Source organism: Pseudomonas sp. PH1b, assembly GCF_000633395.1.
Taxonomy (GTDB): domain Bacteria; phylum Pseudomonadota; class Gammaproteobacteria; order Pseudomonadales; family Pseudomonadaceae; genus Aquipseudomonas.
This window is the reverse complement of record NZ_AYMU01000011.1, coordinates 16,569-39,183: the sequence shown is the minus strand read 5'-3', so window position 1 is coordinate 39,183 and position 22,615 is coordinate 16,569. Positions and strand designations below refer to the sequence as shown.

Below are 22,615 nucleotides of genomic sequence, written 5' to 3'. Positions count from 1 at the left end.
CCCTGACGCATTCGAGCGTCCCTGGCGGCGGGCAGAACCGGTATCATGGCCGCCGCGAGCGCCATCGCTGCGCGGGCCGCAGCCTGCGCCATGACCGCCGCCAGACTTTGGTGAGGAGACCAAGCCGTTGAACACTTCGCAGACCCTGCTGGACGAGACCCAGGATTCACCACCGGAAAAACGCTCCGGAGTGATCCAGTCGGTGTCGATCGCCGCGCGTTTTCTCAACACCCTGGCCAACGCCGAAGGCGAGCTGGCCCTGGGCGAAGTGGCCCGGCGCACCGGCACCGGCGGCTCCACCGCGCACCGCTATCTGCAGAGCCTGGTCAAGGAAGGGCTGGCCAAGCAGGATCCGGTCAGCGGCCTGTATGACCTGGGGCCGGCCGCCCTGAGCATCGGCATCGGCGCGTTGAAGCGCATCGACGCGGTGGACATCGCCGCCCAGCACATGAAAGCCCTGGCCCAGCGGCATGCTGCCAGTGGCGGCGTGGCGATCTGGACCGACCGCGGGCCGACCCTGGTGCGCTGGTATCGCAGCGCCTATTTCTCGATCAACCCCCTGGCCCTGGGGGACATCCTGCCCATCGACAACACCGCCTGCGGCCTGGTGTTCCAGGCATTCCTGCCCAAGGCCACCATCGACGCCGCGCGCAAGCAGCAGCCTGCGCACTTTCGCGGCACCCCGCCCGGCAGCGCGGTACTGGACGAGGTTCGCCGCACGCACTGGGCCGAGCTCACCAGCCACCTGCTGTCGAATGTCACCGGCCAGGCCGCTCCGGTATTCGACGCCCAGCAGGAAATCGTCTGCGTGATGACCACGGTCACCGACCTGGGACAACTGCAGGCACCGGAAGACCGTGATGCGCTGTTTCACCAGGCCACTCTGGTCAACCAGGCCACCGGCGGTCAGCGGATCCCTCAAGCTCCACTGCCGCCCCGCCGCTGAGCCCGGCCACATCCGGGCTTCAAGCGCTCGTGGTGACGCTTGCCTCGAGCCGTCCTTTGGGCACCATCAGCGGCGTGCCGCTGACCGGGTCGGCAATGATCACCGAGGCCAGGCCGAACACTTGCGCCACCAGGGCCTCGGTGAAAATGGCCGAAGGTGCACCCTGGGCCACAATCGCCCCGCCTCGCAGGGCGATCAGGTGGCTGGCATAGCGGCAGGCCTGGTTCAGGTCGTGCAGCACCGCAACGATGGTGCGTCCCTGGCGGTTGAGTTCGGCCAGCAGTTCCAGCAGCTCGATCTGATGGACGATGTCCAGGTAGGTGGTGGGTTCGTCCAGCAGCAGGATCGGCGTGTCCTGGGCCAGCACCATGGCAATCCACACCCGCTGGCGCTGCCCCCCGGACAGCTCGTCCAGCAGCCGTTCGGCCAGGTCCCCGACCCGGGTCGCGGCCATCGCCCCCAGCACCGCCTGCTCATCCTCTTTCGACCACTGGCGCAGCAGCGACTGATGGGGATAGCGCCCGCGCGCCACCAGCTCGGCCACGGTGATGCCGTCCGGGGCCAGGGCGCTTTGCGGCAGCAGGCCCAGGCGCCGGGCCACCTCCCGGGCCGGCAATTGGCGGATGTCCTTGCCGTCCAGCACCACCTGGCCCCTGGCCGGGGTCAACAGCCGTGACAAGGCCGCCAGCAGGGTGGATTTACCACAGGCATTGGGCCCGACGATAACCGTGAACGAGCCGTCGGGAATGGCCAGGGAAAGGTCCTGGGAGATGGTCCGTGCGTCGTAGCGCAAGGTCACGGCATCCACGTGCAAACGGTGAGTCATGGAGAGGTTTTCCTTGGGGGACAAGCGCTTGCAGTATTGCAATTGCGGAATGGATTCTACAATATGGAACGCATTGCATGAGAAGCATTAGCATATGCGTTTCGCCGCCCCGGCCCTTCGCTTGCTGTCGAACGGGCCCCACCTGCCCCCATCCACCGCCCAACGGATCGATGATGAACCCACGCCTTCCCGCCCGCCTGCTCTGCGCAGCGGTCCTGGCCCTGTCCGGCCACCTTGCCTGCGCCGCGCCTGCCACTCCTGCGCGGATCGTCTCCACCAGCCCCAGTGTCACCGGGATCCTGCTGGCCATGGACGCGCCGCTGCTGGCCAGCGCCGCCACTACTCCCAGCCGTCTCACCGATGAGCGCGGGTTCTTCTCGCAATGGGCGCAAGTGGCCGAGCAGCGAGGGGTCCAGGTGCTGTACCGCAACCTGCAGTTCGACATCGAGGCGGTGATCGCCAGCGACCCCGACCTGCTGGTGGTCTCTGCCACCGGTGCCGACAGCGTGATCGCCCATCGCAGGGAACTGCAGGCCCAGGGCATCAACACCCTGGTGGTCGACTACTCGAACCAGAGCTGGCAGGACATCGCCATGCAACTGGGCAAGCACACCGGCCTGGAACACCAGGCCCAGGCCGCGATCCAGCGCTTCGACCAGTACACCGCGCGCACCGCCGCCAGCATCACCCCGGCCACCGGCCCGGTCAGCGTGGTCGGCTACAACATCGCCGGCAGCTACTCCATCGGCCGCCTGAGCAGCCCCCAGGCGCGGCTGTTGAGCAGCCTGGGCTTCACCGTTGCCGAACTGCCCCAGGCGCTGGCGGCAAAGGTCACCCGAGCCTCGGACTTCCAGTTCATTTCCCGGGAGAACCTGCCGGCAGCGATCACCGGCGACAGCGTGTTCCTGCTGAGCGCCTCTGACAGCGACGTGCAGGCGTTTCTCGCCGACCCGGTGCTGGCCAACCTGCCGGCGGTGATCAACCAGCGGGTGTACGCCCTCGGGCCCAGTTCGTTTCGCATCGACTATTACTCGGGACGGCAGATGATCGACGCCGTCGCCGCGCACTTTCGCTGAAACATGAACCTGCTCGCCCCCCTCGCCCGCCCCGCTCTGTCGCTATCGGGCCGCCAGCGTGCACGCACCTGGGGCCTGCTGGCCGGGATCGCGCTGCTGGTCTTGCTGGCCCTGCTCAGCCTGGCCACGGGTTCACGTGCCATTGCCCTGGACGTGACCTGGCAGGCCCTGGCCGCCCCTGACCTGCACAACGACCAGCACCTGATCCTGCGGGAGCTGCGCCTGCCGCGCACCCTGGTGGCCCTGCTGGCGGGGCTGGCCCTGGGCGTGGCCGGTGCGGTGATGCAGGCGGTGACCCGCAACCCCCTGGCCGAACCGGGGCTGCTGGGCATCAATGCCGGCGCCGCGCTGGCGGTGATCAGCGGGGTGGCATTGCTGCAACTGACGAGCATGGCCCAGTACCTGTGGTGCGCGTTCTTCGGCGCCGGGCTGGCCGGGATCGTGGTGTTCGTCCTGGGCCAGGCCCATGAGACCGGGACCAACCCGGTGCGCCTGGTGCTGGCCGGAGCCGGGCTGTCGGTGATGCTCGGTTCGCTGACCGGGATCATCGTGCTCAACAGCCCACCCGAGGTCTTCGACCATTTCCGTCACTGGGCCTCCGGCTCGCTGGCCGGCAGCGGTTTTGGCCTGCTGCACATTCCGGCCCTGGCCATTGGCTGCGGCCTGGCTGCTGCCCTGGCCATCGCCGCGCGCCTCAACGCCCTGGCGCTGGGCCACGACCTGGGCCGGGCACTGGGGGTCAACCTGCGGCTGACCTGGCTGCTGGCCTGCCTGGCGGTGATGCTGCTGGCCGGCGCGGCCACCGCCGTGGCCGGGCCCATCGGTTTCATCGGCCTGGTGGCCCCGCACCTGGCGCGGATGCTGGTGGGCCCGGACTACCGCTGGATCCTGCCCTACTCGGCGCTGTTGGCCGCGGGCCTGCTGCTGGGGGCCGACGTGCTCGGCCGAGTGCTGGCGGCGCCGGAGGAAATCGCCGCCGGAATCATCACCCTGCTGCTGGGTGGCCCGTGCTTCATTGTCCTGGTCAGGCGCTTTCGCCTGAGCCGCCTGTGATGCGCCGCAACGCCCTGCGCCTGGGTGCCCTGTCGTTGCGCTGGCGTCCGCGCAGCATTGCGGTCTGTGGGGTTCTGGTGCTGCTGGTACTGTTGCTCTGGGCCCTGCTGCTGGGTACCGGCAGCCTGGCCCTGGGGCCGAGCGAAGTGCTGAGCAGCCTGCTGGGCCAGGGCCAGGACCCTACCGCCCAGCGCGTGATCCAGCGCGTGCGCCTGCCCCGGGCGCTCACCGCCACCCTGGTGGGTGCGGCCCTGGGCATGGCCGGAGCGATCTTCCAGTCGATCTCCCGCAATGCCCTAGGCTCGCCGGACGTCATCGGCTTTACCACCGGTGCCGCCAGTGGCGCCATCGTGCAGATCATGCTGTTCGATTCAGGCCCCCTGGCCACCTCCCTGGCGGCGGTCGCTGCCGGCCTGTGCACCGCCTTGATGGTGCTGCTGCTGGCGCGCAAGGGGCGCACCAGCGGCGGCTATCGCCTGGTGCTGGTGGGCATTGGCGTAGGCGCCAGCCTGTCGGGCCTGAACAACATCCTGCTGGTGACCGGCAACCTCGACCAGGCGATGTTCGCCCAGCTGTGGCTGGCCGGCTCGCTGAACACCCGCACCTGGTCCCATGTGCTGCCGGCAGCCCTGGGCTTGCTGGCCATCGCACCGATCGCCCTGTACCACGCCCGGCGCATCAACCTGCTGGAAATGGGTGACGCCACCGCCACCCAGCTCGGCGTGGCCGTGGAGCGCACAAGGTTGGTCATGGTCCTGGCCGCTGTCGGCTTGACGGCCATCGCCACCGCCGCAGCGGGGCCCATCGCCTTTGTCGCCCTGGCCGGCCCACAACTGGCCCGGCGCCTGACCCGCTGCGCCGAAGTGCCGCTGGTGTCGGGCGCGCTGATGGGGGCAGTGTTGCTCCTGGCCGCAGACCTGCTGAGCCAGCGCCTGGCCTTCCACGCCAACCTGCCCATCGGCCTGATGACCGGCTTGCTGGGGGGCTTTTACTTGCTGTGGCTGCTGGTGCGCAGTCGGCGGGTGTGAAGGAGGCAAACCCTCGCGACCGAGACCTTACTGCAGCGGCACCTTCCTGAACCGCAGATGGCGCGCCACGCTGCTGGTCAGCACCGCCCGCTCCTCGGCAAAGCTGATCACCCCCAGTTCTCCGGCGCTGAAACGCTCTGCGGTCAAAGGTTGCATCGGGTAGGTGTACTGGCCGATACGCATATAGAGCTTGCCGTGCCGGGCATAGACCTTGAGTTGCCCGGGACTGGTCTGCAGGGCATAGAGGCCGACGTAGGGGCGAATATCCTCGGGCTTCCAGGCCGGGGCCAGGGCATAGGTCGAGGCCGGGTTGTTGAGCGCGATCCGCCCTCCCGAGGTCGCCGCAAGGTAGATCGGGGTGCCGTCGTTGTCCGCCGCCAGTACCTCATCGCTCTGCCGGGTCAGCGGCAGGACGTCGGGAAAGGTTTCCAGGATCCACTCCTTGCCGCTGCGCCGCAGCTGCAACTGATGGCCGCCATCGCCCAGGTAGGTGCCGGCCACCAGGGTTTTCAGCGAGGCCTTGGGCAGTGCCCGGATGCTCGGGGGTGGCGCCGGAATGTCCGCTTCCCCAGACGGCGCCGGCGAGCCCAGCAGGGTATCGAGCAATTGGTGACCGCGCTCCGAGGCCCGGCCATCGTCCAGATTGCACAGGACCACAGTGGCCACGTCGAGCTTGGGGTACCAGGCCACATCGGTGCTGAAACCAGCCCAGCTGCCGCTGTGGGACAGCTCTTGCAGGCCGCGGTAGCTGCGGTTGGCGAGGCCCGCGCCGTAGTAGCCCGGGTCACCGTCGTTGAAGGGCTCGGTCTGGCGCATGTTCTCCACCAGAACCTTGCCCCCGACCCGCCCGGTGGAGAGGTTGCGCAGCCAGCGCATCAGGTCCGCCACGTTGCTGTGCACCTGGCCGTCGCCGGTCTGTTCCCAGCGCGCCTCAACCGCCACATAGGCCTTGCTCTGCGCGTCCGGTTCATAGCCCCGGGCCAGGTTCGGCAACTGCACCGGGTATTGGTCGACGATGCTTGAGTGATCCATGCCCAGGGGCAGGAAGATGTTCGCCCGGGAGTAGTGCTTCAGCGGCAAGCCGCTGGCTCGCTCGACGATGCTCGACAGCAGGAGGTAACCGCTGTTGCTGTAGCTGAATTCGCTACCGGGCGCGAACATCAGGCTGTCCTGGCGCACCAGCAGGTCCAGTGCCTGTTGCTGGGTAAAGCGCTGGGTCAGGGGAATCCCCGCCAGCTCGGCCAGCAGCATGTAGTCCTGCAGCCCGGAAGTGTGGTGCAGCAGGTGGCGGATCTTGATGCCCTGGGCATAGGCCGGCAGCTCAGGCAGAAAACGCCGCACCGGGTCTTCCAGGCTCAGGCGCCCCTGGGCTTGCAGTTGGAGGATGGCGAAACCGGTGAACTGCTTGGACACCGACGCCAGGTTGAACCGGGTGTCGGCCTGGATCGCCGCGCCGCTGGCCAGGTTGGCGGCGCCATAGCCCGCGCTCCAGATCAGCTGGCCGCCACGCATCACCCCCGCGGCGCACCCGGGCTGGTCGGCCGGGATGTCCGCGAACACCGCGGGGAATGCCGGGAGCGCGTCGGCACGAGCCATAGAGGCCGCCCCCAGGGTCGAGATCAGCACGGCGGTCAACAGTGTACGCATGGGGTTCTCCAGTCGCGTCGGTCCTTGGCGCTCCAGCGGAGCAGGCGCCAGTATCCCCAGCAGCGGTGTTGGAATCTGTCGTGCTCTGGTGATTTTCTGTGAACAAAGGTGCAGGGATGTAACGAACATCCAAGCCGAGAGGATTGCCCGGGAGAATCCCGTTATCATCGGCCACCGTGCCACTTCACCGGCGTCCATGGACCCGGGCAAACCCTCACTGGCAGGACTCGCCATGCACCTTCTGTACCCCAGCGACCCCTTCGATCCCAAGCGCCCGGACGAGCAATACCTCGACGAATACCAGGCGATTCTGGCCGCTGGCCTGAGCGCTTCGCTGTTCTGCTTCGAGGATTTCGAGAGCGGCCGTTTCCGGCCGCGGCCGGCCATCGAAGAAGGTGCCCAGGTGCTGTACCGCGGCTGGATGCTGACGCCCGAAGGCTACGGCGAACTGGTGGCGCAGCTGCAGCGCCTGGGCGCCGACGCCTTCACCCAGGTGGCCGACTACCGGGGCTGCCACCACTTGCCGCAGTGGTATCCGCGGCTGGCCCGCTTCACCTGCGAAACCCGGGTGCTGACGGCCGATGCCGACTTCACCCAGGCCCTGGCGGACCTCCACTGGCCGGGGTACTTCATCAAGGACTACGTCAAATCACTGAACACCGGCAGCGGCAGCCTGGTGGACTCCCCGGCGGACATCGCGCCATTGATCGAGCGCATGCGCCAGTATCGCGGCCAGATCGAGGGCGGTGTCTGCGTCAGGCGTCGCGAGGAGTATCTGGATGACACCGAGCGCCGCTATTTCGTGCTCCACGGCCAGGCCTACGGCGCCAGCGGTGAAGTGCCGGCACTGGTGCACGAATGCGCAGCCCTGATCGACAGTCGATTTTTCTCGGTGGATCTGGTGCTGCGGGCCGACGGCGTGCTGCGCCTAGTCGAGGTCGGCGACGGCCAGGTGTCGGACCGCAAGGAATGGCCGGCCCAGCGGTTCGCCGCGATGCTCGCCGGCGCGCTGCAAACAGCGGCTTAGCGCAGCAAGCGGCGCAGCCCCGCCTCGAAAGCCCCCTCCAGCGCCTGCGCGTCCTCCCCGGCCAGGGCCAGCGCCAGGGCGTGGCCGTGGCTGTAGTCCACCAGCAGGTCGAACAGCACCGGGTCTGCATCGAAGGCCCGCACTGCCTGGCGCAGGCGTTGGCTGAAGGCGGCCAGGGAACCGCCGAACAGCTGCGGGTCACCGAGGATGCACAGGGTCAGCGCCGGGTGACGGCGGACCCGGCTCATGTATGCCTCCAGCAGCGCCTGGATATGACCCGCGGGCGGCAACGGCGGGTCCGGTTCCGCCAGCGGCTCGGCGTGCACCCGTTCCACCAGCAGGCGCATCAGGTTGCGCTGGTCGCCCACGTGGTAGGCCACCGACATCGGAGTGATCCCCAGTTGCCGCGCCAGGGCCCGGCCACCGAAACCCTGGGGGCCCAGTTCTTCCAGCAGTTCCAGGCCGACGTCGAGAACCTGATCGAGGCTCAGTTCGCGCCCCGCTGCGGGACGGCCGCTGCGCTTGGGTCGGTCAGCCATGGGTGCCGTCCCGTTCCACTCGGTAGCGGGTGCTGACCAGCCCGTCTGCATACCGCCTGGAGTCGATGCAGTGCAGGCGCAGGTCCTGGGGCAGTGCGCCGAACAGCGGGCGGCCCGTGCCCAGCAGCACCGGCACCCGGGTCAGGGTCATTTCATCGATCAGGCCGGCCTGGAGAAAGGCTTGAATCAGCGTGCCGCCATCGATGTAGGCGGTTTTCCAGCCCTCGGCCTGCAACTGCGCCACCAGTTCCAGCGGCTGCACCGCGCTGATCCGCACCTTGCCTTCCAGGCGCTGGGGCAGGTCCTGCGCGCCGAGGGTGCGGCTGAGCACCACCACCGGCTTGTCGAACGGCCAGGGGGTGAAACCCAGTACGCTGTCGTAAGTCGCACGGCCCATGACAATCCCGTCCACCGATGCCATGAACGCGCCGTAGCCGTAGTCCTCGCCGGATTCGCCACTGGGCAGCCAGTCGATGGCTCCGTCGTTGCGGGCGATGAAACCATCCACCGAAGTGGCGATGAAAACCTTGCCGAATGCCATGGGCGTTGCCTCCTGAAAGCCTAAACATACAGCGTATGATAAACCCCTACAGGCAGCCGCTGACAAGCGGCTTCTGCCTCCCGGCCGTCAACCGCCCTCGGCGTAGGCCGCCAGCCCTTGCGCCAGTGCGGCGAAGGTCACCGCGCAGCGCGGGCTGTCGCGCAGGTCCTCATGCATCGCCACCCAGGTTTCCAGGCGCGGTGCAAACTGCTCCGCTAGGACCCGCACCAGGCGCGGATCGTTATCGGCCAGGCGCACCTGGCAGGCGCCAATGCCAAACCCCGCGCGCAATGCCGCCAACTGCGCCAGGTCACTGTCGCTGCGCCAGGCGAAAGCACCCCGGTTGAACTGCGGGTATTGCTGCTGCATGCGGCGGATAAACGCGGTCTCACGGTCGAAACCGATCAACCCATGCTCGGCCAACTGCTCCAGCTCCCGCGGCGTGCCCTGGCGTGCCAGGTAGTCCCGGTGGGCATGCAGGCCCAGTTCGATGTCGGCGACCCGGCGCACCAGCAGCGCTTCCTGGGTCGGGCGGAACATGCGCACGGCGATATCCGCCTGGCGTTGCAACAGGTCGTCGGCACGGTTGGACAGCACCAGCTCCACCACCAGTTGCGGATGCTGCTGGCGCAAGGTGGCGAGAATCGGCGGCAGTACCTCGACGCCAATGATTTCGCTGGCCGAGATCCGCACACTGCCCTGCACAGCGGCGCCATGGCTGCTGGCCACTCGGCGCAAGGCTGCCTCGCCCGCCGCCACTTGCAGCAGGTAGGGCTTGAGTTCCAGCGCCGCTTCAGTGGCGGCGAAACCGTCGAAGGAGCGGGTGAACAGCTTCAGGCCCAGGGCCGCTTCCAGCTGATCGATGTGCCGCCCCACCGTGGGCTGGGTCAGGCCCATGGCGCGGCCGGCGGCAGACAGGGAACCGCTGTCCAGGACCGCGAGAAAGGTCCGGTACCAGTCCCAGTTGGGGGGAGTGTCCGCAGGGGTATGCATTTTTTTATAGAAACCATCAAAGACTGGGCAATTTCCATTTAGCCGAGGAACTCGCACTCTGCAAGCCCTGTTCATCCACGAGGAACCCCGCCATGCCCCAAGTAGCCCTGTTCGGCGCCGTTGGCGCCATCGGCCAAAGCATTGCCAGCACCCTGCGCAGCCAGGGCCAGCCCTACCGCGTGGTGGGCCGCAGCCAGAGCAGCCTGCTGCAGGCCTATGGCGCCGACCCGCTGGCCGAGCCGGTCACCTGGGACCCGGACCAGCCCGCCTCGGTCGAGGCCGCCGCGGCCGGCATCGACACCCTGATCTACCTGGTGGGGGTGGACTACTGGCGCTTCGAACTGCACCCGCAACTGATGCGCAAGACCCTGGACGGCGCCATCGCCGCCGGGGTGCGCCGGATCCTGCTGATCGGCACCGTGTATCCCTATGGCATGGCCCAGGGCAATCCCGTGGCGGAGCACCATCCGCGCCAGCCCAACAGCTTCAAGGGCCGCATGCGCAAGGCCCAGGAAGACCTGCTGTGGAAGGCCCATGCCGAGGGGTGGATCCAGGCCACGGTGTTGCGCCTGCCGGATTTCTACGGGCCCGGGGTCGACAAGAGCCTGCTGCACGGTGCATTCCAAGCTGCGCTCCAGGGCGGCACGGCGAACCTGGTGGGGCCCCTGGACTGCCCCCACGAGTTTGTCTTCGTGCCGGACGTAGGGCCGGTGGTCTGCCGCTTGATCCGGCAGCCCGAAGCCTTCGGCAAGACCTGGCACCTGGGCGGCGCCGGGGTTACCAGCCAGCGCAAGCTGCTGGAGCTGATCCGGCAGCACGGCGGTGCGCCCTTCAAGCAGCGGGTGATCGGCAAGCCCCTGCTGCGCCTGCTGGGGCTGTTCGATCCGCTGCTGCGCGAGATGGTGGAAATGCACTACCTGATCAGCTCGCCGCTGATCCTCGACGATTCGGCCCTGCAAGGCCTGCTCGGGCCGATCGCCAAGACGTCCTATGCCGAAGGGGTGCGCCAGACATTGGCGGCGACCACCAGTGCCCCTCAGAACGTGAAGCGGTAACCGAGATTGGCAGCCCAGGGCCGGTCGATATTCGAGCCTTCGCTGGTCTCGACCTCGGCATACAGCTGATGCTTGCGGCTCAGCTCGCCGGTCACCCCAGCCCCGGCGTACCAGCCACCGCCGCTGCCATCGGGGCGGCTGGCGATGCCATTGGTGCGCACCTTGTTCTGCGCCGACAGGTCCTCGATCCAGCCGGCCTTGAGGTAGGGCTGCAAGCGCGTGCCGTTGTCCAGCTGCAGGTTGCGCCCGGCCCGGGCACCGCTGCGGATCTGGGTCGACAGGCCTTCGCCGGGCTGCACCTGCAGGCCGTTGTCCAGGCGGTAGTTGTCGGAACGGGCATAGAGCATGGAGACCTGAACCTGAGGCTCGACGAACCAGTGGTCGCCCAAGTCGATCTGCTTGCCGGCTTCCACCGACAGGCCCGCGCCCTTGCTGCGCGAATGCCCGGAGACCTTGGCGCCGTCGGTACCCCACACATCCAGGCGGGTGGACCAGCGGTTCAGGGTCAGCAAGGTGTCGGTGTACCAGCCCGAGTCATCCAGGTAGGTGGCATAGCCGCCCAGGTGGTAGCTGTCGAGCTTGCCGCTGCCCTCGCTCTTGAAGTTGCGCTCGGTCTGGCTGTAGCCGGCCAGCGCGCCCAGCACCAGGGTGCCGCCGGCGGTGTCGAGCCGGGTGTCCATGCCCAGTTGGGTGCCCTGCACTTGCTGGGAAAAGGTGCGGCCGACGCCGTTGTCCAGGGACTGCTGCTGGCCAAAACCGCGGATCCACAGGCCCTGGCGATCGCTGCCCTGGCGCAGCTCGCCCACCCGTTGCACCAGGGTCGCGCGCTCGGCATCCCAGGTGGCCCGCAAGGTGGCGATGGCGCTGCTGTTGACCGCCGCGCTGGCGCCAGTGGACAGGTTGTCCGGTCCCGGCTCCGGCAGGTTGCGGCCGACGTTGACCAGGTTCCAGTTGCCCTGGGTGTCGGCCGCAAGACCGTAGCGATAGGTCCCGGCGTCCACCACGCCACCGCGGTTGGCCAGGCTGAACGAGCCCGGGCCGCCGGCGCTTTGCACCAGGGTCAGGCTCTGGCCCTCGGCATCGGGCTCGGCACCGGAGTTGCGCACCAGGATATCGTTGTTGCCGGTGACCTGGCCGCCGACGATCAGGCGGTCGCCCAACTGCTGGCCCAGGTCGGTGTTCATGATGTAATGACCGTCGCCGGCAAGGTCGCCGCTGACCTGCAACTGTTTGAAGGCGCCCCCCAGCCCGGGGTCGGCAAACTCCACCACGCCGTTGTTGGTCAGGCGGGTGAGCTGTGAATCACCGCGCAGCATCCAGCGACTGCTGTCGTCCAGGCTCAGTTGGGTATCACGGCTGCCCCCCTTGATCGCCCCGTCCAGGCTGGAGTGGTCGGCCAGGGACAGTTGCAGGCTGCCGGCGTCCACCTGCACATCACCGAACAGGTTCGAGCGCACGGCGTCCAGTTGCACCGCATCGGCCAGCACCCCGCCCGCCCGGTCGGTGATCCACAGCGCGGTGCCTGGCTGGCTGCCGCTGCGGCCGATCAGGGTGCTGTCGGTGAAGCGCGTGCTCAGGCCACCGCCATTGACCAGGATGCCCGCACCGTCCTGGGTCTCGATCCAACTGCCATCGACCTCGACACTGTTCGTCACGCCGCTGCCCGTGGCGTAGCTGACGATACCGTTGGCGCCCGCACCCGTGGTCTTGAGGCTCGACCCCTTGAGCTGCGAGGTGGCATTGTTGCTGATGGCCAGGCCATGGGCCGTCTCGCCCTCGGTCAGCACCTGGCTGTCGGTCAGTTGCACGCTGGCGCCGCGACCGGAGGCAAACAGGCCGTAGGCGGAAGCGCCGTGGGTGACGATGCTGCTGTCACTGAGGCTGACCTTCGCCCCCGCCATCCGCGCCAGTGCCCCAACGGCGCCCCGGCCGCTGGTTTCGATCTGCACGCGGCTGACGTTGAACACCGCGCCTGGGCTGCCGGGGTTGTCCGGCGAGGCGTACAGGGCATGGGCGTTGTTGCCCAGGGTGCTGATGGAACCGCCGTCCATGGTGAACACGCCGCCACGGTTGTCGATGGCCACGGCCTGCTGGCCACGGGTCTGCAGAATGCTGTCCTTGATGTCGACCCGAGTGTTGCTGCCTGGCATCCAGATCGCCGAACCATAGTCGCCCAGGGTAGTGATCTGCACGCTGTCCAGGTCGGCAGCGGCCTGGTTGGCGTTGACGTTGATGCCGTAGCCGTTCTGCGAGGTGATGGTGCTGTGGCTCACCACCGCGGTCCCCCCCGGGGTCTGGTAGAGGCTGCTCAAGATGATGCCATCGCCCTTGGCGTCGATGCTGCCGTTGCGAAACGTCAGGGCGCCACTGTTGGCCTCGATGCCCCGGCCATTGCTGGCGGTGACGTGAACCCCATCGGCGCTGATGGAGGAGCCCAGCCCGCGAGCCGACATCGCGCCCATGAAACCCTCGGACTTGACGGTCACTCTTGCCAACTCGATGGCCGCACCGTTCGAAGCGCTGACTGCCAGGGCCATGCCCGTCGACTGGGTGGTCAGGGTCATGTCCGACGCCTTGAGCACAGACCCCTTGTCGCTGGCCGACAGCGCATCGGCCTGGCTGCCCGAGGTGGTGATCGAGCCGCCGGACAACTCGGCCTGGCCGCCGGCCGTAACGACCACCCCACGGCTTTGGCTGCCGCTGGCTTCTATCTGCACATCGGTCAGCGTCAAGCGGCTGCCGGTCCCCGTGGACAACGCGCCATCGGCGACATCGGAGCCACCGGTGGTGATCCGCACGTCGCTCAGATCGGCCTTGCCCCCGCTATCCACCCGCACCCCCACCACCGCATTGCGCGTGGTGGCCGCCGTGGCATGGATGTCGAAGCCCTTGCCCTGCAGCGAATTCTGAGCACCGCTGACGCGCACCGCGGCGCCTGATCCGGTGAAGTCCACGCGTGCATCGTCCAGGGTCAGGGATTGGCCCTGCGACGAGGACAGGTCGATTTGTTGATAGTCGGCCGCCTGCACGGACTGGATGGAAACAGTCAGCAAGGACAGCGCCGAACTGATCGCCACACTTAGCGTTTTCTTAACCAGGTTCATAACTTTCAAGCCTTTGTGTTACAGCACAAGAGGCCTGAATAGTTAACCCACAAGATCAACTAACAAATGAGAATCTTCTTAAAGACCCTCTATTAAGAATTTTCTGAAGAGAAGCCGAGAATCTTCTCTTTATCATGGGCCAATGCCAACCCAAGCCCATCTACCCCCTGTCACCAGTCACTTTTCCGGCCCCCGTATCCCGGTGGTTTTGCTGCGTCTGTTCATGGTCAGCCTGCTGTCCAGCATCCTCATCATCGCCGGCTTCGTGATTCATGGTTCACTCAATGAAACCCTCTCCGGCTATCGACGGCAGATGAACGCTGCAGCATTTAACGCACAGCAGTTCTTCAATCAGCGAGAGAGTCTGCTCAAGGCGATTATCTCTTCAGCCGTGCACACTACCGATAATCGCCTTACTTCAGGAAACAAGGAATTTCTTGCAAGTAATGACCAATTACGCGTATGGCCACTGAGTGATAATCCTGCGCTGCCGCACTGGACCCTGATTCTCACCGCATGGGATCTGGTGGAGATCGACAGCACCCGCAGCCAGTTGCTGTACCTGGTGCCGGAGCAAGGGATTGTCCGTGGCCTCCACGGGCTCTCGGGCGCGGGCGCGGGCGCCGCCGGCAGCCGAGAGCCGCGTGTCGATCCGCAATGGCTGAAAACCCTCGATCAGCAAGCCGCACGGAAGCTGCTGGAGCAGCATCCCGGCGCACGAACCCTGTGGTCCTGGACCACCGCCGAGGACGGCAGCACCAAACAGGTGTACCTGCTGCGCCCGCTGGACCTGCACCTGGCGACCGACGGCTGGCTCGGCCTGTCGTTCAACGAGATCGACCTGGCCCTCGATCCCCTGGGGCTGCATCAGGGTAAATACGTGCTCTATGACGCCGAGGGTGCAGTGGTGCTGCACAGCAACTCCTGGCAGGTCCCCGGCAGCCTGTCGCGCTTCCAGGCCAACGAGGACTCCTTCGGCCTGCACCGGCAACAGGGCCTGCCCGACTACATCGTGCTCAACAAGTCCGTGGGCAACGCCGGCTGGCGCCTGGTGTACTACGCGCCGATCAGCCAACTGCTGCAGGACAGCGCAGCGTCCCTGTCCACCACCGGCCTGGTGACCCTGCTGCTGTTTGCCGTGGTGTTTCTCGGCGCGCGCTACATCCGCTTGCGTCTGGTAGAGCCCTCGGTGCGTCACTACAGCGCCTTGACCGACAGCGTTTCCCTCAATCGCCGCTTCATCGAGGTGGCCCCGGTGGGCCTGTGCCTGATACGCCGCGACAATGGCCGGATGATCCTGTCCAACGAGTCGGGCCGGCGCTGGCTGGCCTCGGTCCCCGAACTGCGGGCACAGATCCTCGACGCCCCCCTGCCCCAGGCCCGCGCCATCGACCATGCCCTGGACGATGGCCGATTCATACAACTGAGCTGCGCCCCGACCGGCTACAACGGCGTGGCCGCGGTCTTGTGCTGCATCAACGACATCACCGACTTCAAGCTGGCCGAGCAGTCGCTGCTCCAGGCCAAGCAGCTGTCGGACCAGGCTAACCGCGAGAAGACCCTGTTCCTGAGCACCCTCAGCCATGAGATCCGCACCCCCATGTACGGCATCCTCGGCTCCCTGGAAATGCTCCGTACCACGGCCCTCACGCCCCAACAGGACGACTACCTGGAAGCCACGCAGCAAGCCTCCTCGGTGCTGATGCGGACCATCAACGACACCCTCGACATGTCGCTGATCGAGTCCGGCCGGCTGACCCTCGACACCGCGCCGTTTTCCCCGGTGCGACTGGTGGAAGAAGTCGCCTTCAGCTACTCGGCCCGGGCCCGCGGCAAAGGCCTGCGGCTCTATGTGGTCCTCGACCCGGACGTGCCGGAGCGGGTACTCGGCGACGGCGGGCGGATTCGCCAGATCCTCAACAACCTGGTCAGCAACGCCATCAAGTTCACCGAGTCCGGCCATGTGGTGCTGCGCCTGCACCTGGAACCGTTGCCCGAGCAAGCTGCGCAATTGCGCTTCCAGGTGGTAGACACCGGCCCCGGAATCGCCCCGGAATTCCAGGCCAGCCTGTTCGAGCCCTACTACCGCGTGCCCAACTGGCTGGGCCAGAAGACCTCGGGTACCGGGCTGGGCCTGGCCATCTGCGAACGGCTGGCGTTCATGATGCAAGGCACGCTGACGGCCATCAGCGAACCGGGCCTGGGCTCCAGTTTCAGCTTCAGGCTGCGCCTGCACAGCTGCACCGAGGCCATCGATTCCGAACAGCCGCACCTGGGCGTGACCCCGGTGTATGTGCAAGGGGATGTGCAGGAAGTGGTCCTCAACCTCTGTCACTGGTTGCGCCGCTGGGGCGCCCTGGCCATGCCCTACAGCACCGGCCGCAACTCCCCGGGACGCAAGGCGGTGCTGGTGGAAGCCTTCCTCGGACCGTCAAAGGCGACGTCGTGGACCGGCCCGCGGGTGATCATGCATGCCCCCGGCATGGGCCCGCCGCAACGGCAGGCCGGCGACCACTGGATCGCCCGGACCTTCAGCCTCGACAGCCTGCGCAACGCCGTGGCCCAGGCCCAGTCCGGGATCGTCAGTGAGCGCCGCTTCGCGCCGCCGGCAGCCCTGGCGCCGGGCCTGGACCTGAAGCTGCTGGCGGTGGACGACAGCCCCCTGGCCCTGCAGGTGATCGTTCAACAGGGCCGCTACCTGGGCAATCGGGTCGTGGCCTGTGCCAGTGCCATCGAAGCCTTGAAGTGCAGCGACCTGCTGTCCTTCGACGGGGTCCTGACCGACTTGCAGATGGAGCACATGGACGGCCTGTCGTTCGCCCGCACCCTGCGTGAGCGGGGCTTTGACGGGCCGATCATCGGTATTACCGGGGAACTCTCCCCGACACTGCGCAGCCATTGCGAGGCTGCCGGAATCCGCCATCTGCTGATCAAGCCGGTGCCGCTCGACGCCCTGAGCGAAGTGCTGCAATCCATCAAGAGGAAAGTCATGTGAGCATGCCCAAGCCCCTGCGTGTCCTGGTGCTGGACGACCACCCGATCCACTGCATGCGCGCCCGCCAACTGCTGCAGGACGCCGGCTTCGGTCCGGTGGACAGCGCCCTCGATGCGCGCCAGGCCCTGGCCATGCTGAACCAGCAGGTCTACGACCTGGTGCTGGTGGACCTGCACATGCCGGAAATGGACGGTGTGCAGTTCATCCATGCCCTGGCCGGCATCGAGCAGGTACCGATGCTGGCGATCGTCTCCTCTTGCCCGCGACGGTTGATGAACAGCGTCAGCCTGATGGCCAAGGAGCAGGGCCTGGCGGTGCTGGGCAGCTTTCCCAAGCCCCTGGAAGCGGCGCACATCGTCCAGCTCAGCGCCATCATTGGCACCGGTAGCTCCCAGCCGCCCCGGCTCGAGCACGCCTCGGTGTTTGATCACCAGGCCCTGGAACACGCCATCGAGCGCCATGAACTGCAGGCCCGTTTCCAGCCACGCCGCTCGCTGTGCAGTGGCCGGATCGTCGGGGCCGAGGCCCTGGTGCGCTGGCACAACCCGTCCTTCGGCTTGCTCATGCCCGATTCCTTCCTGGCGTCCATCAGCCGCTGCCAGCTGGATCGCGAGCTGTTGCTGCTGATGCTCGACGATGCCATCAAGGCGCAGCAGCACTGGCAGCACCTGGGCTACCGCATCACGGTATCGGTGAACCTGCCCACCGGGTTGCTGGACGACCCCGAGCTGCCGGACCTGCTGCAACAGATCACCCTCGCCTCGGGGCTGGCCACCAGCGATATCTGTTTTGAACTGCTGGAGACCGAGCGGCCCTTGTCCCCCGGCCAATACCACATGGGCGCCAGTCGCCTGCGCCTCAAAGGCTTCGGCCTGGCCCAGGACGACTTCGGCATGGGCTACAGTTCGATGTACAGCCTGATCTCCACGCCGTTTACCGAAATGAAGATCGATCGCCACTTCGTCCATGGCGCAGCAGCCGACGATTCCCGGGCCGCGGCCTTGATGGCCGCGGTGCAGCTCGGACGGCAGCTGGGCCTTGAAGTGGTGGCTGAAGGTGTAGAATCGGCCCGTGATCTGGAGTTCCTGCGGCACATCGGCTGCGACAGCGCCCAGGGCTACCTTATTTCTCCGGCACTGGAGCTGGACGCTTTTACACAACTGCTGGGATGCACTGCGGTACCACCTTTTTCCTCATCCATCCGGCCAGCGTCCCCTCCCCCATGCCAGATACCCCACTACGACGCATCGCGCAAAACTTCCGGCGACTGAACCTCGTGCTGTTCGTCATTCTGCCGCTACTGCTGTTCATGGGAAGCGCGCTGTTCCTCGGCGGTCGGCGGATCATCCAGCAGGAACAGGAACGGATCACCGTGGATTTCGAGCTGCTGACCCGCTACATGGCCGAACAGGAGGCCCTGCTCAAGCGCCTGCTCAGCGAGCCGGTGCTCGAGGACACCAGCGTCCCCACCAACTCGGTGCGCACTTTTCGGCCCATGGAGCCCGCCCATGCCTTGGGCATGGCCCTGTTCCAGGGCACACCGTCGGCGGTGGACACCCCCTTTACCCTGGTCTGCGAGGACCTCGAGCACTGCCCACTGAACAATGACCGGGCCGCGGGGCTCGGGCGCTACCTGGCGGACCTGTACTCCAGTTTCTGGGTGCGCTCCAGCTTTCCCGCCTCGGTGCTGCTGGTGGTAGACGCCGGCACCGGCACCACCTTCACCGTGCCCACCATCGGCAGCGGCCTGCCCCAGCTGCCTGCGTCCCTGGTCTTGGCCAGCATCAACGCGATACGCACCAGCGCCCCCCGCAGCGACGGCATCCGCTGGATCCGTCCGAAGGGCTTTGCAGAGCACATGATCGCCGTCGTCCCGCTGCACAACCTGGCCCTCGGCGACGGGGTCGAGAGCGGCAACGCCTTTGCCGCCGCCCTCACCCACCGCCAGCGCATCAATGTCTTTGCCCGGCCGCAGCAACGGTACTTCTACGATGCCTTCTGGCTGCAAAGCCGACGCGACGGCCTGCTGATGGGCGAATCCCCCCTGCCCACGACCATCAGCCGCGGGATCAACCTGCGCAGCGACGGCCTGCTGTTCCGGATCGACGATGCCGGCGCGAACTGGACCGGCTATTACCTGCTGAGCTACCGGACCCTGTTCCTTGGCCATCCCTGGCCCCTGCTCGGCGTCCTCCTCCTGCTGCTGCTCAGCCCCCTGGCCGGCCGCGTCTATGCCCGCTGGTACCAGCGACGAGTGATACTCCCGGCGCAGCGGGCCCACACCGAACTGGTGGAAAGCGATCAGTTCAGCCGCACCTTGCTGGAGACCACCCCCGTGGCCCTGTGCGTGCTCAGCCGCGAGCACAGCCACGTGGTCTTCGCCAACCATCTGGCCCTCACGTGGTTCTGCGCCCGGACGGGACGGGCACTCAGTGACAGCGGGCTGGAGCCTTCGTTGTTGGAGCGCATCAGCCAGGCCAGGGAGCCCGGCGAGGTCGAGAACTACCAGAGCCGCGACGGCCGTTCGTTCTACATTGCCTACGCGCCGACCCGCTACCGCAACCAGGAAGTGCTGATCTGTGCCTTTGCCGACCTCAGTGCACGGGCCCAGATGGAACACCAACTGACCCAGGCGAAACAGGCGGCCGACAAGGCCAACAGCGCCAAGTCGGTGTTTCTCGCCACCATGAGCCACGAGATCCGCACCCCACTGTACGGTGTCCTCGGCTCACTGGAACTGATGGGCCTGACCCACCTGGACGGCGAGCAGCAGCAGTTGCTCGAACGCATCCAGGTGTCTTCCGGGCTGCTGCTGCAGATCATCAGCGACATCCTCGACATCACCCGCATCGAATCCGGCCAGTTGTCCCTGAGCCGCCAATCGTTCGATCCACGGGCCCTGGTGCAGCGCTGTACCGCCAGCTTCATCGACAGCGCCCGGAACAAGGGGCTGCTGCTGTTTTCCCTGGTCGATCCGACGCTGCCACCGGCCCTGCTCGGCGATGCCGGGCGGATCAGCCAGATCCTCACCAACCTGATCAGCAACGCGGTCAAGTTCACCCACTCGGGGCAGGTGATAGTCCGTGCCCGCGCCGAGCAGGCCAGCCAGGGGCAGGTCCTGCTGTGCCTGCAGGTGGCGGACACCGGCATCGGCATTGGCAAGGAAGAACAGGAGCAGTTGTTCATCCCCTTCTATCAGATCGATGCTCACTCCCACACCGTGCATGGCGCCGGCCTGGGCCTGTCCATCTGCGCCAGGCTGGCGGCTTTGATGCACGGCCAGATCCGCGTGACCAGCGAGCTGGGGCTGGGCAGCAGCTTCTCCCTGCAGCTTGCACTGCCGGTGGTGGCCGAGCCTCTCACCGAGCCTGCGCCAGCACTCGATGGCGCCCGGGTCCATGTGCAAAGCCCCCATCACGAACTCACCCGCAACCTGTGCCAATGGCTGGAAAAGTGGGGAGCCCGGGCCACGCCCCTTGACGGCTCGACTCCCGGGCCCCATGACCCGGGGATCCTTCTGCGGCTGTTCGACGACAGCTGCGAACCCGCCGAGGACCTGGACACGGGCCTGATCCGAATCGACCTCGCCAGCCATGGCCAGGCCTCGGGGGCAGGCCTGGCCGAAGCCTGTGGCTTCGACGCCATTGGCCGCCTGATCGAACGCACCCTGGGGCGCGAACCGCGCAATGCCGCGGGCCCCGAGGAACAGGCCCTGGACCTCGCGACCCTGGCGCCGCTGCGCCTGAACGTGCTGGTGGCCGAAGACAATCCGATCAACCAGGCAACCCTGAGCCAGCAATTGCAGCAACTGGGCTGCCACAGCACCCTGGCTGCCGATGGCGCACAAGCCCTCGACCTGTGGCGGGTGGGCGACTATGACCTGCTGCTGACCGACGTCAACATGCCCCGCATGAACGGCTACGAACTGGCCAGCGCCCTGCGCGCCGCGGGAGATGACCGTCCCATCATCGGCATCACCGCCAACGCCATGTGCGAAGAGGAAACCCGCTGCCAGGCCGCCGGCATGGATGCCTGGCTGGTCAAGCCCGTCCCCCTGCAGACCCTGCGCGCCAGCCTGGCCCGGCTGTCCAGCCTCGATGGGGCGCTGGACGATCAACCCCCGCTGCCCTTGCCAGCATCGCCTCCCTCAGCGCCCCCCGGGGCCTTGCCGGGGAACCTGCGGGAGCTCTTCGTCAGCACCATGACGGTCGATCTCGAACAATTGCGCCAGGCGCTCGACAGGCAGGACTACGAACGCCTCTTCCAGCTGCTGCACCGGATCCGTGGATCCCTGGCCGTGGCCGGCTACCCGGCGCTGATCCAGCAGCTGGAAGCCCTGGAACAAGGCCTGCGCCAGAGTGGTTTGACGGCCACCAAACGCACGCATAGCCTGGCGCTGCTGCACGCCTTGCAGGACATCAGCCAGCCCGACTGACCGCTCGCACTTCCCGCACCTCTGCGTATTTCCTATAGAAAAATGGATCGTGTCCACCATGAAAAAAATCCGAGTTGCCTTGGCCGACGATCATCCCGTAGTGCTCGCTGCCGTCAGCGACCTGTTGAACAAGACCCGCGAATACCAGGTGGTGGCTGCCGTGACCACCCCCAGCGCCCTGATCCAGCAACTCTCGGACGACCCACGAATCGACGTGGTGATCACCGACTACTTCATGGAGGGCGACGAGATATTCGGCGACGGCATTCGCCTGGTGACCTACCTCATCCGCCACTTTCCACGGGTCCAGGTGCTGGTGCTGACCATGATGTCCAACCCGATGATCGTCGCCGCGCTGTACGACATCGGCGTGCGCTCGGTGCTGCTCAAGCGCCACGACATGAGCGAGTTGCTCTGCGCCCTGCAGAACGTCCGGCTCGGGCGCATCCACCATCCGCCGAGCCTGCAGCAGCACGAGCCGCACAATCCGCCGCTGCGCTCCATGGCCGACGGCCTGCGCAGCCTCACGCCCAAGGAGTACGAGGTGCTGCGGCATTTCGTGCGGGGCGAGTCGATGATGCAAATAGCCGCCAACCTCAAGCGCAGCGTCAAGACCGTCAGCGCGCAGAAGATCTCGGCGATCCGCAAGCTCAGCCTGGACAGCGACCAGGCCCTGGTAGCCTTCTGCCTGGAGTCCGGCGAGTTCCAGTAAGGGCCTGAAGCAGGCCGATGCCCCCCTTGTTCGCTGGCGATGCCTGCGCCCGGGCCGGCCAACAGCGGGTGAGCGCACTCACCTGGACGCTGGCAGCCCGATCGCCACGCGGCTGGTGGCCTTGACCTCGCGCAGGGCCAGGCTCGACTGGATCGAGGCAATGCCGGGCTGGCGCCTGAGCACCTGCTCGACAAAATCGCTGTAGCTGTCCAGGTCCTGGGCCAGCACCTGCAGCAGGTAGTCGGCGTCGCCGGTGATCTTGTGACAGGACTGGACCTCGGGCAGGCGCATGATCACCTCCTCGAAGGCGTCGGGGGTCTGGTCGGAGTGAGTGGCGAATCGCACATGCACGAACGCCAGGATGTCCAGCCCCAGCAGGCGTCGGTCGAGGTTGGCCTGGTAATCCCTGATCACCCCCTCCTCCTCCATGCGCTTGCGCCGGCGCCAGCAGGGCGTGAGGCTCAGGGACAGGCGCTCGCTGAGCTCGGCATTGGAAATGCTCGCGTCCTGCTGCAGCAGCGAGAGGATCGCCAGGTCGGTATCGTCCAGGTTTACCTGCCGAGTTGTTTTTTTCATATCAGGCCACCCACGGGGAAAATATTACCCAAATCTCTCATTTCCCAAGAACAAAAAGCAAA

17 protein-coding genes are annotated in these 22,615 nt (G+C 66.7%); 10 read left to right on the top strand and 7 right to left on the bottom strand.

What is annotated here, in order from left to right; genetic code table 11:
- The first annotated feature begins 148 nt into the window (after nucleotides 1-148).
- Nucleotides 149-946 (top strand): IclR family transcriptional regulator, encoded by a 798-nt coding sequence (locus U873_RS0118945; RefSeq protein WP_177330297.1) that lies wholly within the window; start codon nucleotides 149-151, stop codon nucleotides 944-946.
- Nucleotides 947-965: 19 nt separating this feature from the next.
- On the opposite strand, the gene U873_RS0118940 is transcribed toward U873_RS0118945, so the two are convergent.
- Nucleotides 966-1,772 (bottom strand): ABC transporter ATP-binding protein, encoded by an 807-nt coding sequence (locus U873_RS0118940; RefSeq protein ID WP_025129732.1) that lies wholly within the window; start codon nucleotides 1,770-1,772, stop codon nucleotides 966-968.
- Between the two features lie 170 nt (nucleotides 1,773-1,942).
- On the opposite strand from U873_RS0118940, the gene fepB reads away from it, so the two are divergent.
- From fepB to U873_RS0118925, 3 genes are read left to right on the top strand one after another with little or no spacing between them, the layout of a single operon-like run.
- A complete protein-coding gene (gene fepB, locus U873_RS0118935; protein ID WP_025129731.1) occupies nucleotides 1,943-2,848 on the top strand; it encodes a Fe2+-enterobactin ABC transporter substrate-binding protein in 906 nt (301 codons plus the stop codon).
- A 3-nt stretch (nucleotides 2,849-2,851) separates the two neighbouring features.
- Nucleotides 2,852-3,901 carry an iron ABC transporter permease gene (locus U873_RS0118930; protein WP_025129730.1) on the top strand — a complete coding sequence of 350 codons (1,050 nt, stop codon included), beginning with the start codon at nucleotides 2,852-2,854 and terminating at the stop codon, nucleotides 3,899-3,901.
- Nucleotides 3,901-4,929, top strand: coding sequence for an iron chelate uptake ABC transporter family permease subunit (locus U873_RS0118925; RefSeq protein WP_025129729.1), 1,029 nt, complete (start codon nucleotides 3,901-3,903; stop codon nucleotides 4,927-4,929). Before U873_RS0118930 ends, U873_RS0118925 begins: the two co-directional genes overlap by 1 nt.
- Nucleotides 4,930-4,956: 27 nt before the next feature.
- Here the strand turns inward: U873_RS0118925 and U873_RS0118920 are convergent, their stop codons facing one another.
- Nucleotides 4,957-6,576: a serine hydrolase gene (locus U873_RS0118920; protein WP_025129728.1), complete on the bottom strand. Its 1,620-nt coding sequence runs from the start codon at nucleotides 6,574-6,576 to the stop codon at nucleotides 4,957-4,959.
- 232 nt (nucleotides 6,577-6,808) lie between these two features.
- Here U873_RS0118920 and U873_RS0118915 point away from each other — a divergent pair, with 232 nt between their 5' ends.
- The gene (locus tag U873_RS0118915; protein WP_025129727.1) at nucleotides 6,809-7,603 is read left to right on the top strand and encodes an ATP-grasp domain-containing protein; all 795 of its coding nucleotides are present in this window, start codon (nucleotides 6,809-6,811) and stop codon (nucleotides 7,601-7,603) included.
- Here the strand turns inward: U873_RS0118915 and U873_RS0118910 are convergent.
- The 3 genes from U873_RS0118910 to U873_RS0118900 form a co-directional block, all read right to left on the bottom strand.
- Nucleotides 7,600-8,142, bottom strand: a complete 543-nt coding sequence (locus tag U873_RS0118910; protein ID WP_025129726.1) for a TetR/AcrR family transcriptional regulator — start codon at nucleotides 8,140-8,142, stop codon at nucleotides 7,600-7,602. The two genes, U873_RS0118915 and U873_RS0118910, sit on opposite strands and share 4 nt — an antisense overlap.
- A complete protein-coding gene (locus tag U873_RS0118905; protein WP_025129725.1) occupies nucleotides 8,135-8,683 on the bottom strand; it encodes a dihydrofolate reductase family protein in 549 nt (182 codons plus the stop codon). Before U873_RS0118905 ends, U873_RS0118910 begins: the two co-directional genes overlap by 8 nt.
- Before the next feature lie 87 nt (nucleotides 8,684-8,770).
- Nucleotides 8,771-9,676, bottom strand: coding sequence for a LysR family transcriptional regulator (locus tag U873_RS0118900; RefSeq protein WP_025129724.1), 906 nt, complete (start codon nucleotides 9,674-9,676; stop codon nucleotides 8,771-8,773).
- A gap of 92 nt (nucleotides 9,677-9,768) precedes the next feature.
- On the opposite strand from U873_RS0118900, the gene U873_RS0118895 reads away from it, so the two are divergent.
- Nucleotides 9,769-10,731 carry an SDR family oxidoreductase gene (locus U873_RS0118895; protein WP_025129723.1) on the top strand — a complete coding sequence of 321 codons (963 nt, stop codon included), beginning with the start codon at nucleotides 9,769-9,771 and terminating at the stop codon, nucleotides 10,729-10,731.
- On the opposite strand, the gene U873_RS0118890 is transcribed toward U873_RS0118895, so the two are convergent.
- On the bottom strand, nucleotides 10,713-13,835 hold the full coding sequence (locus tag U873_RS0118890) for an autotransporter outer membrane beta-barrel domain-containing protein (RefSeq protein WP_177330291.1): 3,123 nt from the start codon (nucleotides 13,833-13,835) through the stop codon (nucleotides 10,713-10,715). The two genes, U873_RS0118895 and U873_RS0118890, sit on opposite strands and share 19 nt — an antisense overlap.
- Nucleotides 13,836-14,037: 202 nt before the next feature.
- Here U873_RS0118890 and U873_RS0118885 point away from each other — a divergent pair, with 202 nt between their 5' ends.
- The 4 genes from U873_RS0118885 to U873_RS0118870 are packed head-to-tail and all read left to right on the top strand — an operon-like array spanning nucleotide 14,038 to nucleotide 21,977.
- On the top strand, nucleotides 14,038-16,830 hold the full coding sequence (locus tag U873_RS0118885) for an ATP-binding protein (RefSeq protein ID WP_256244515.1): 2,793 nt from the start codon (nucleotides 14,038-14,040) through the stop codon (nucleotides 16,828-16,830).
- A 2-nt stretch (nucleotides 16,831-16,832) separates the two neighbouring features.
- Nucleotides 16,833-18,101: an EAL domain-containing protein gene (locus U873_RS0118880; protein WP_025129720.1), complete on the top strand. Its 1,269-nt coding sequence runs from the start codon at nucleotides 16,833-16,835 to the stop codon at nucleotides 18,099-18,101.
- Nucleotides 18,102-18,106: 5 nt separating this feature from the next.
- Complete coding sequence (locus U873_RS0118875; protein WP_256244513.1) at nucleotides 18,107-21,265, top strand: hybrid sensor histidine kinase/response regulator; 3,159 nt, start codon at nucleotides 18,107-18,109, stop codon at nucleotides 21,263-21,265.
- A 58-nt stretch (nucleotides 21,266-21,323) separates the two neighbouring features.
- On the top strand, nucleotides 21,324-21,977 hold the full coding sequence (locus U873_RS0118870; protein ID WP_025129718.1) for a response regulator: 654 nt from the start codon (nucleotides 21,324-21,326) through the stop codon (nucleotides 21,975-21,977).
- 78 nt (nucleotides 21,978-22,055) lie between these two features.
- Here the strand turns inward: U873_RS0118870 and U873_RS0118865 are convergent, their stop codons facing one another.
- Complete coding sequence (locus tag U873_RS0118865; RefSeq protein WP_025129717.1) at nucleotides 22,056-22,553, bottom strand: Lrp/AsnC family transcriptional regulator; 498 nt, start codon at nucleotides 22,551-22,553, stop codon at nucleotides 22,056-22,058.
- Nucleotides 22,554-22,615 lie beyond the last annotated feature (62 nt).

What these genes read in the sequence shown, in the direction of transcription:
- U873_RS0118940 (WP_025129732.1), bottom strand. Translation starts at nt 1,772, where the DNA reads ATGACTCACCGTTTGCACGTGGATGCCGTGACCTTGCGCTACGACGCA.
- fepB (WP_025129731.1), top strand. Translation starts at nt 1,943, where the DNA reads ATGATGAACCCACGCCTTCCCGCCCGCCTGCTCTGCGCAGCGGTCCTG.
- U873_RS0118930 (WP_025129730.1), top strand. Translation starts at nt 2,852, where the DNA reads ATGAACCTGCTCGCCCCCCTCGCCCGCCCCGCTCTGTCGCTATCGGGC.
- U873_RS0118925 (WP_025129729.1), top strand. Translation starts at nt 3,901, where the DNA reads ATGCGCCGCAACGCCCTGCGCCTGGGTGCCCTGTCGTTGCGCTGGCGT.
- U873_RS0118920 (WP_025129728.1), bottom strand. Translation starts at nt 6,576, where the DNA reads ATGCGTACACTGTTGACCGCCGTGCTGATCTCGACCCTGGGGGCGGCC.
- U873_RS0118915 (WP_025129727.1), top strand. Translation starts at nt 6,809, where the DNA reads ATGCACCTTCTGTACCCCAGCGACCCCTTCGATCCCAAGCGCCCGGAC.
- U873_RS0118910 (WP_025129726.1), bottom strand. Translation starts at nt 8,142, where the DNA reads ATGGCTGACCGACCCAAGCGCAGCGGCCGTCCCGCAGCGGGGCGCGAA.
- U873_RS0118905 (WP_025129725.1), bottom strand. Translation starts at nt 8,683, where the DNA reads ATGGCATTCGGCAAGGTTTTCATCGCCACTTCGGTGGATGGTTTCATC.
- U873_RS0118900 (WP_025129724.1), bottom strand. Translation starts at nt 9,676, where the DNA reads ATGCATACCCCTGCGGACACTCCCCCCAACTGGGACTGGTACCGGACC.
- U873_RS0118895 (WP_025129723.1), top strand. Translation starts at nt 9,769, where the DNA reads ATGCCCCAAGTAGCCCTGTTCGGCGCCGTTGGCGCCATCGGCCAAAGC.
- U873_RS0118890 (WP_177330291.1), bottom strand. Translation starts at nt 13,835, where the DNA reads ATGAACCTGGTTAAGAAAACGCTAAGTGTGGCGATCAGTTCGGCGCTG.
- U873_RS0118880 (WP_025129720.1), top strand. Translation starts at nt 16,833, where the DNA reads ATGCCCAAGCCCCTGCGTGTCCTGGTGCTGGACGACCACCCGATCCAC.
- U873_RS0118870 (WP_025129718.1), top strand. Translation starts at nt 21,324, where the DNA reads ATGAAAAAAATCCGAGTTGCCTTGGCCGACGATCATCCCGTAGTGCTC.
- U873_RS0118865 (WP_025129717.1), bottom strand. Translation starts at nt 22,553, where the DNA reads ATGAAAAAAACAACTCGGCAGGTAAACCTGGACGATACCGACCTGGCG.